We start from the raw sequence: 8452 nt of genomic DNA on the forward strand, positions 1-8452 counted from the left end.
TCTCTGTCGTTTTCTTGATGAATTATTGTAACATTACGGCAATCGTTGGACGGGTGTTCTCAACTTCTTCCAAATCCAACTGCAGGCCAATGGGGCCCAATTGCTGTTGCATCATTTCGTAGATGGGTTTTACCTCGGCAAAAGATCCAACAACGGTTTCTCGCGCGGTTGCACCGTAGTTGTTTTTCACATTCTTGTCCGCACCGGCATCCATCAGCATTTGAACTGCTTCTACCTTGCAGAAGAATGCGGCCACATGCAGAGCGGTGGAACCGTCATTGTTTTTAACGGATAAATCGGCTCCTGCATCGATCAAGGCCTGCGCAATGTCCCTCTTATCAAAGGTTACGGCGGTAATCAAAGGTGTTGAGCCGCTCAAAGGGTCTTTCTCGTTGATGTCCGTTCCTGCTGCAATGTGTTGTTCCACCACTTCCAAATTTCCGGTGACCACGGCAGCTGAAAGTGCCATATCCGGCGCCTTTACTTCGGTTTTGGCAGTTGTTTTCGTATCTGGTCCTGATTTTTTTTGCCCGCAGGCGGATAGGCTCATCATTAGAATAAGCATTGCATACATTAGATGTTTCATTGAATTGTCTTTAAAATTTTTCATGACTTTTCGTTTTAAGTGTTGAACAATAAATTTTATGGTACAAAGATTCCCCAAATCCTGATGCAGCACTAATCAGCTATGCCGCGTTGTATATAAGTCCTGTACGGTCCATAAAAATTATGATGCATCGATATAAATTATGCGGCAATACAGGTATTTTTACCATGGAAAGGAATCGCTTATATTTGTTTGCAACAGCATATCTACCAATCTGTAAACCAAAATGCTAGACAAACCAAAAGGGCAGAAATTTACCGATGAGGCTAAGGCCATCATCCTAGATCACTTAAGCGATGAGCACTTTGGCGTTTCCGAATTGGCAGATGCCATGCACATGAGCCGTTCCAGTCTGCTGCGCAAATGCAAAAAACAGACACAGTTATCGGCCAGTCAGTTTATACGGCAAATCCGATTGGAAGAAGCCATGGAATTGCTCCAAGAGTCCGATCTTACGGTTTCGGAGGTATCGTATCGGGTAGGTTTTGGCAGCACTTCATATTTTATCAAGTGTTTCCGGGAGCATTATGGCCATCCTCCTGGTGAAGTAGGCAAAGCCGATTTTGAACCATCCAATGAAAATGCGTCAAACTCTTTTTTAAACAAATACAAATGGGCCATCATGGCCTTGGCGATATTGATTTTAAGTGGTGTTGCTTATCTATGGATGCCCTCCTCCCCTCCTACTGCTGGTGTTACACAAAAAATAAGTTTGGAAAAATCCATTGCGGTGCTTCCTTTTAAAAATGAGAGCAACGATTCCACCAACCTATATTTTGTCAATGGTTTGATGGAGGCATCTTTGGGCAACCTACAAAAAATTGAGGATTTGCGTGTGATCAGTCGTACATCGGTGGAAAAATACCGTAATTCCAATCAAAATATCAGTGAAATTGCCGCAGAACTGGATGTAAACTATATTGTGGAAGGTAGCGGTCAAAAAGTGGGCGACCAGGTTATGCTCAACATTCAATTGATCGATGCCGTTACCGATACCCGAATATGGGGCGAACAATACACACACGAAGTAGTCGATGTTTTCGCCGTACAGAAAGAAGTGGCCAAAAAGATTGCCGACGCTATCGAGGCAAGGGTCACACCTTCGGAATTGGAACAAATCGATAAAAAGCCAACCGAGAATCTTGTGGCCTACGATTATTACCTAAAGGCCCAAGAACCCTTTAATCGAGAAACGGAAGAAGGCCTTTTAGAAGCTATTCCTTTATTTGAAAAAGCCATTGAAGAAGATCCTGGGTTTGCACTGGTCTATGCGGATTTGGCCATAACTTACTATTATCTCGATCTCTATAAAAAAGAAAAAAAGTACACTGAAACTATTAATAATTATGCGGACAAGGCCCTGCTGCATGACTCCAAACTGACAGAAAGCTTAATTGCAAAGGCCTTGTATTATATGCACATCGGTGATTATAGGTTGGCAGTTCCGCACTTGGAAAAAGCTTTGGAATACAACCCCAATGCTTCGGGCGTGGTGAATATTTTATCGTCCATTTACTCCAATGCACTGCCCGATACGGGAAAATATTTGGAATATGCTCTAAGGGGCATTCAATTGGATGTGGTGGACAATGATACCAACAAGAGCTATATTTACCTGCATTTGAGCAATGCCTTGATTCAATCTGGGTTTACGGATGAGGCTTTGGAATATATAGACAAATCACTTGAACTATTTCCACAAAACCCATACGCTCCATATCTTAAAGCCTATATCCGCTATGCGAAAAACAAGGACATCAAACAGGCATTGAATGCCGTAAAACGAGAACTTCGGAAAGACACCACCCGATTGGACATTTTACAGGAAGTGGCAAAACTGCACTACTTTCAGAAAGAATTTGATAGCGCATACCATTATTACAAACCTTTCAATGAAATAAAAAAATCCAAGGGATTGAACATTTATCCACAAGAGGATATAAAAGTTGGGTTTACTTACGAAAAAATGGGTTTCCAAGAAGAGGCGGACCGGCTTATTGCAGCTTACGCCGAATATTGCAAAAACGATCAGTCCATTTACCAACCTGCTAGCATGGCAGTGCTATATGCGTATGAAGGCAGGCATGCAGAGGCCATTGAAGAATACGAAAAGTTTGCGGCCAAAAATCATTTTCAGTATTGGATGATTTTATTTATGACCATGGACCCAGCATTGGATTCCTTAAAATCTTATCCTGGATATGATGCAGTGATTCAAAAAATAGAGGACCGGTTTTGGGAGAACCATAATCGACTGAAGGAGACTTTGCAAGAGAAAGGGTTACTTTAAAGACTAAAAAAATGTACTATCAGAACCATTTAGGATGAAAAAAAGAGGCTATCTAAAATGTCGATTTTCGTCAACCTGAACTTGATTCAGGTTCTCATAGTGATTTGTTTATCAGTATAATTGGATTCTGAAATGAACCGGCCTACCGGCAGGTTCAGAATGACGTGTTTCAATACTTTTAGAATTCAGCCTCTTTGCCTTTAATAACGATGTGAGCTATTTTTTGCCTGTATCCACAAACCCAACAGGCTTTAAAAGTGTTTCTCTTGCTGCAATGTTCAATCCCTCGGAAGCACCTTCTTCTTCAAGGGTGCTTAAATCAACACCTGGAGTTCCTTTTGGTAAATCATACGATTCACCTACGCTTGCGGCTCCATAGCCTAAATCTTTCATTGAACCCGCCGTGATTCTGCTCAAGGGGTTTTCACCTAAATTTAAAAACCCTGTCATTAATTCATTGTTTAATGTCGATTCTTCCCAGTGACCGAAAGCTGTTCCCGGTCCAAACATACTTTCAATTGGTAATTCGCCTGTACCACCCTCTGCATTCCAAAATACGTTTGCTTTGCGACCACCAAAATATGGCTCGGTTGCCGTACCTAAAAGCAATGTTCTATCAAATCCAAAGTCAGCTGTATTCCAAAGGGTTCCAATTCCCAAAACATGTCCCATTTCGTGTACAATAACATCTTCGAACAAATCCAAGGATTCTAAAAAGTCCAGGTCGTCCACATCAAAGAACATGACACCGGAAATAGGCAGAAAATCACTAGTGCGCACAAAGTTGGGGCCTGCCTGACCCAATACACCCCCAGGGCCATCAATAGGAGCCAAAGCTACTTCGATAACGATATCGTCCAAGGTTCCGTCCACAGCTGGTGGAAAACCCTCAAAAGCGGATGGAATGGTTCCCGTAATGGAAGGAACATCCTTTATGATAATGCGCTCCCATCGGGCAGCAGCCTGATCAAAGACTTCGCGCTGTCGGTCGGTTGGAGGCAATAAAAATTTTAGACTAATGTTAAAACGTCCCCTATCATTTCCAGCTGCATTACTGGCTCTAGCGGAAATTTCTATGTCTTCCATTAAATCGTCAATAATAATTGGCTCGCCCGTCCTTGGTGCAAGTGTTACCAATTGCTTTTCTGTTTCTTGGATAGCCTCGGTACCTTCTACCAAAGTAGTGTCTTCGGAACAAGAATTAAGTACAAATGCACCTATTGTCGCTGCAAACAATAAATAAAAAGATCGTGTTCTCGTGAGGTTTTTCATAATTCTGTTTTAGTTTAAGGTTAATCTTGCAATTTCTTTTTAAGATCATTAAACTAATTATGAATTCCCTATTACAATGTATGAATGGGTGGAATTTATGTAAGAATGGTAAAACACTGGTTTAAGTATTACCTTTCGTTGACCTCTACCAATTTGTCATCGTTCCATTCGCCACCTGCAACAACCTCACCTTCGGCATCATAAAAATTACCGGAACCGCTGCGCTTGTCATCTTTCCATTCTCCAGTATACTTTTCACCATTGGGCCAATAATAAGTACCTAATCCACTGCGCTTATCATTTTTGTAGTTGCCAACATAATATTCACCATCGGACCAGTAAAATGTGCCATCTCCATGGCGTTGGTTGTTTTTCCATTCACCTTCGTACCTACTTCCGGTATCTAACAAAGCGACTCCAAAACCATGTGCCTTACCGTCTTTGACCTGTCCGATATAGTGCATTTGGTTCCCTTTTTTACTTTTGAAGGTGAGGTATTCCCCAAAGGATTTTTGTTGTAATTGTTTTTTTAAACGAGTTAATTGGACTTTGGCCTTTTCCAAAGAAAAATTGATGGAATCGTATTTTCTGATCGCTACCTCTTCGGACCAACTGGATTTTGGCAGGGAGTCCTGCTCGGCCATTATGCTATCGGGCATTGGATTTGTAGCTGCGCTATTTTGCATCAGTTTTTCGGCCAAAGCAATACGCAAGGGAATAAGCATATTGTTTTCCTCACCGGAATCGATGGAGGCGTTGTATGATTCAATTGCCGTAACATAATCCCCCTGCAATAACAATGAGTCGATTTTGGACAATTGCTCGTAGGTATTTATTTTTTTTAATATGATTGTATTTTCCGATTTTACTTGGGCAAGACTCTTTTGCAGTTGAACGGATTTAGCAATAAAGAAGAACAATCCTGCGGCAAAAATGGCCAAGAGAACAAAGGGAGTGTATTTTTTTATTTTCATGCGATACTTGCTGGGGTTCACTATAACATACGTATCAATCCGTTAAATGGATGTCCGGCAATTTATTCTTGATCCTTCTAAAATCGGGTGAGAAATACATATGGAAACGCAACGTCCATCCTTGTTGATAATATCCCCCGTTGTAACGCTCCTGTCCTTGGGAATACATCACTCCAGCGGCAAAGGTCAACCTTGGTGTTACAATGTATCCCACGGTAGTCGTTAACCGAAGGTCTTCCATAGGACTGGCCACTACTTCCTTTCCGCTTTGCATGATCAATTCTGCTTCTGGGGAGACATATAATGTTTTCGGTTTCAACTTGGTATCGTTCAGGGGTATTTTGGCCCGGAACATGTACCGCCAACGATTTCTGAAGATATAGTCACTATCTTCTGCAAAACCTTGGGTCCATCGGTGCTCTATTCGTATCCGGTGATACAGCATCGCCGAGTAAAAAGGCATCGCAAATTGGTATTGGTGCCAAATACGCCATTCCGGCACTACATTTCTATCTTCCGATTCCTCATCGGTATTAAAATTGATACGCACTACTCCGCCCAAGCGAAAATTGGTACTTTTCGAAAAAATATATCCAATAGCGTGCCTATTGTATATTTGGGCTATTTGTCCCACAAAAGGCGTGTTTTTGGTCTCTTGGAACCTAAAGTGTGTTTGGGCATCCCAAAAAAGACGCTTACCAATTCGGATGTTTCCATAGGTATTGATCCACACTTTGGTTTTTGGGTCTTTGTACTGCGAAGTTTCGGGTAAGACCTCGGGTTCGGATTCTTGTGCAAAACCACTTGTTACAGCCCCGAAAACCACTAAAACAACCACCAATAAGCTACATATATTGCTCCTCATGCCTACTGGTTTTTAAGGTTGGATTGCTCATTGAGCAATTTTATGACTTCTTCTGGGCGTTTTTCCCTTCTCAGCTTACGTTCCAACTTTCGGGTATCTGCATAGCGCAAGTCCTTTATAATTTGCTGTGTATCCACTATTTGAGCATTCAACACACCTGCTTTGTCACAGCTTAATTCTTCACGCACCATATGGATAAAATAGGGGCTTAAAACATCTTGGTAAGCACTTACAATCCGTTTTTTTACCTCTTCTTCCATAACATTCGCCATAAATGGATTCCAAACGGCGTCGGTGTATTCCTTTTTGATCATTTCACTGCGTTCGGGAAGTTCTTTAATGGTTGTAGCCAATGATCTCAATTGCAAAAGACAAGTTTTTACTCCCTTTCCATATTCCAGTTTCTCATCGGGTTTTTTAATGTCGGCATAGCTGGTCAAAGCACTATCGGCTACATTTTTGATTTGGGACAATGCTTTTGTGTGGTCCGATGGCAGCCCAGAAACCGAGTCCAACTGTTTTTCAAGGGCATTGTTGAGTTCTATGAGTTCTTCTTCCAGGCCGTTCAGCATCTGAAGCTGCTCTTCATTGGTCAACCTCGAGGCCAACGAGCCCTTAATAAATTCCAGACTCATTTTGGCATAAGTGGCCATAGCACTTACGGACAATAAATCGTTGCTTTCATATTCAAATTCATCGGAGCTTGGTAAACTAAACTCGCGCTTCTCCCCGTTTTCGTTGGCAACAACAAGCAACTTTGTTCCCGGTTTTCCGTTCGGCCATAATCGATTGAGCAATTCCGGTATTTGCTGATACTGAACAATGTCAAGTTTTGTGTGCTTGACCAAGGTCCCCAAAGGCTTCAAAAATGCCGTATCGATTTTTGCTGCGGCATTGTAATAAAAAAGGGCTTCTGGGTCCGATCGCTTTACGATGTTCAGATGACTATTTTCCAGAATAGTTTGGCTAAGCCTCGCTGCGGATTCGTAGTCCGTTATAATTTTTTTCAGGGTTTTATTTTGAAGGGAATCCAAAGGAAAAAACGGAACCCTTACTTTCATATTCGGTTTAAAGTTGGAATTCCCCAAATGGTGAAGCACACTATTTATTTTTTGATAGTGCTCCAAGTTCTGAGCCAACAAGCGTGCAATATGGCTTTCACCATTTTTCAAGTCCATTGCTGATTGCAACAAGGTGATATATCCCTGATTCAATGCTATGACCTGATAGTTGGAAAGGTTGGCATTAAAAACAGTAATGTTCTCTGTGCCGTTACCGGACTTGATTTTAATGCTTCGCAACAAACCATCATCAAAAAACCAATCTTCGATGTCCTCAACGTTCTCCGTGCCGTAAAAGGACCATTCATCGTGGGCAAGGCCGTCTCTCAACAACCTTCCCACCAACACACTGCTATCGTTCTCTATTTGGAAATTTTGTTGTGGAACCCCTTCGTCAAAAGAAATACTGCTCTTAAAAAGTGCCTTCTCAATTTCGGAGTCTTTGATTTTGTTGATGGTATAGGTCCAATTTCCGTCGGGAGCCCCTTGATCAAGGTTGCCAGCTCCAATTTCTTGGACACCGCTCACCAGCACTCGGTATTCGTTATCCACCACTTGGGTCTGACTGTTGGTTTGGAACTCCCCAAACTGAAACTCCCATGGGCCATTGGCAACACCTTCATCAAAAGAACCTTTAAAACGGAACGAGGAATCTTCATTTTCCATCAAGGTTTCCAAATTGGAATTCTGAAGTTGAAAATCACCATCATAAACGGTGTCCAAATCGATAATGGTGTATTGGTAAACCGCTTTTCCCGAATAGGAGCCCACTTGAAGTGGACCTTCATACGTCTTTAGTTCTTGACCAAACGATTGAAGCGTAAACGCCAAAAAGAGAATTACAGGGAAAAGCCATTTTTTAGAGGGCTGTATCATGTAGCAATTGTGGTTTAGCTGATAGTCATAATAAACTACGAAACCGAGGATGGTTTTGGATTAGACCCACCCCGGTTTTTACCGATTTCTCGAGTTTTTACCGTGGAAATTGAATATTGCTCATAGTCCCGACATAATCGAGCAAAATAGAAACGTATGAATGTTCGTGATCAAAGTCGCTTTTTCAACCGATCCAAATCCTCTTGATAGATTTCATTGAGGTACTCCTTGTAGATGTCCGTATGCTTGTAAGGCAAGGTTTCTTGTGCCTTGTTCAAGTTATTTCTTGCATTTAGGGTGTCCCCTACCGAAAAAGTAAATTTACATTTTGGAGTGAATGTAAAAAGGCGCACCAAAAACAGTGTGCCTTTTTTTAAGGTCTGACCCGTCCTGAAATAAGTTGACAACAATTCGACTTATTTATGGAATCATCAACAAACAAAACAGTTAAGCGGACCCAAAAGGATTACAACTTAGGCTTTAAATTGGCAGTAGTATCCCAGGTGG

General features: G+C 41.7%; 7 protein-coding genes. 1 reads left to right on the plus strand and 6 read right to left on the minus strand.

From position 1 onward, the window contains the following. Window positions 1–22: 22 nt before the first annotated feature. On the minus strand, window positions 23–610 hold the full coding sequence (locus J4E06_RS12310; RefSeq protein WP_349524226.1) for an ankyrin repeat domain-containing protein: 588 nt from the start codon (window positions 608–610) through the stop codon (window positions 23–25). A 223-nt stretch (window positions 611–833) separates the two neighbouring features. Between J4E06_RS12310 and J4E06_RS12315 the strand changes: the two genes are divergently transcribed. Then, a complete protein-coding gene (locus tag J4E06_RS12315) occupies window positions 834–2897 on the plus strand; it encodes a helix-turn-helix domain-containing protein (RefSeq protein ID WP_349524227.1) in 2064 nt (687 codons plus the stop codon). Window positions 2898–3113: 216 nt separating this feature from the next. Here J4E06_RS12315 and J4E06_RS12320 read toward each other — a convergent pair whose 3' ends face one another. The 5 genes from J4E06_RS12320 to J4E06_RS12340 all read right to left on the minus strand — a co-directional run bounded on the left by J4E06_RS12320 (window position 3114) and on the right by J4E06_RS12340 (window position 8352). Further along, window positions 3114–4169 carry a M8 family metallopeptidase gene (locus J4E06_RS12320; protein ID WP_349524228.1) on the minus strand — a complete coding sequence of 352 codons (1056 nt, stop codon included), beginning with the start codon at window positions 4167–4169 and terminating at the stop codon, window positions 3114–3116. A 128-nt stretch (window positions 4170–4297) separates the two neighbouring features. Next, window positions 4298–5143, minus strand: a complete 846-nt coding sequence (locus J4E06_RS12325) for an MORN repeat-containing protein (protein WP_349524229.1) — start codon at window positions 5141–5143, stop codon at window positions 4298–4300. A 34-nt stretch (window positions 5144–5177) separates the two neighbouring features. Beyond that, complete coding sequence (locus J4E06_RS12330) at window positions 5178–6008, minus strand: DUF2490 domain-containing protein (protein WP_349524230.1); 831 nt, start codon at window positions 6006–6008, stop codon at window positions 5178–5180. Window positions 6009–6010: 2 nt separating this feature from the next. Next, window positions 6011–7945, minus strand: coding sequence for a hypothetical protein (locus J4E06_RS12335; protein WP_349524231.1), 1935 nt, complete (start codon window positions 7943–7945; stop codon window positions 6011–6013). A 170-nt stretch (window positions 7946–8115) separates the two neighbouring features. Beyond that, on the minus strand, window positions 8116–8352 hold the full coding sequence (locus J4E06_RS12340; RefSeq protein WP_349524233.1) for a hypothetical protein: 237 nt from the start codon (window positions 8350–8352) through the stop codon (window positions 8116–8118). Window positions 8353–8452: the final 100 nt, after the last annotated feature.

The sequence above is a fragment of the Allomuricauda sp. NFXS6 genome, from assembly GCF_040148835.1.
In the GTDB taxonomy this organism is placed as follows: domain Bacteria; phylum Bacteroidota; class Bacteroidia; order Flavobacteriales; family Flavobacteriaceae; genus Flagellimonas.

Bases quoted from the DNA above. Each gene is read 5' to 3' on its own strand.
- J4E06_RS12310 (WP_349524226.1), bottom strand. From the start codon at position 610: ATGAAAAATTTTAAAGACAATTCAATGAAACATCTAATGTATGCAATG.
- J4E06_RS12315 (WP_349524227.1), top strand. From the start codon at position 834: ATGCTAGACAAACCAAAAGGGCAGAAATTTACCGATGAGGCTAAGGCC.
- J4E06_RS12320 (WP_349524228.1), bottom strand. From the start codon at position 4,169: ATGAAAAACCTCACGAGAACACGATCTTTTTATTTATTGTTTGCAGCG.
- J4E06_RS12325 (WP_349524229.1), bottom strand. From the start codon at position 5,143: ATGAAAATAAAAAAATACACTCCCTTTGTTCTCTTGGCCATTTTTGCC.
- J4E06_RS12330 (WP_349524230.1), bottom strand. From the start codon at position 6,008: ATGAGGAGCAATATATGTAGCTTATTGGTGGTTGTTTTAGTGGTTTTC.
- J4E06_RS12335 (WP_349524231.1), bottom strand. From the start codon at position 7,945: ATGATACAGCCCTCTAAAAAATGGCTTTTCCCTGTAATTCTCTTTTTG.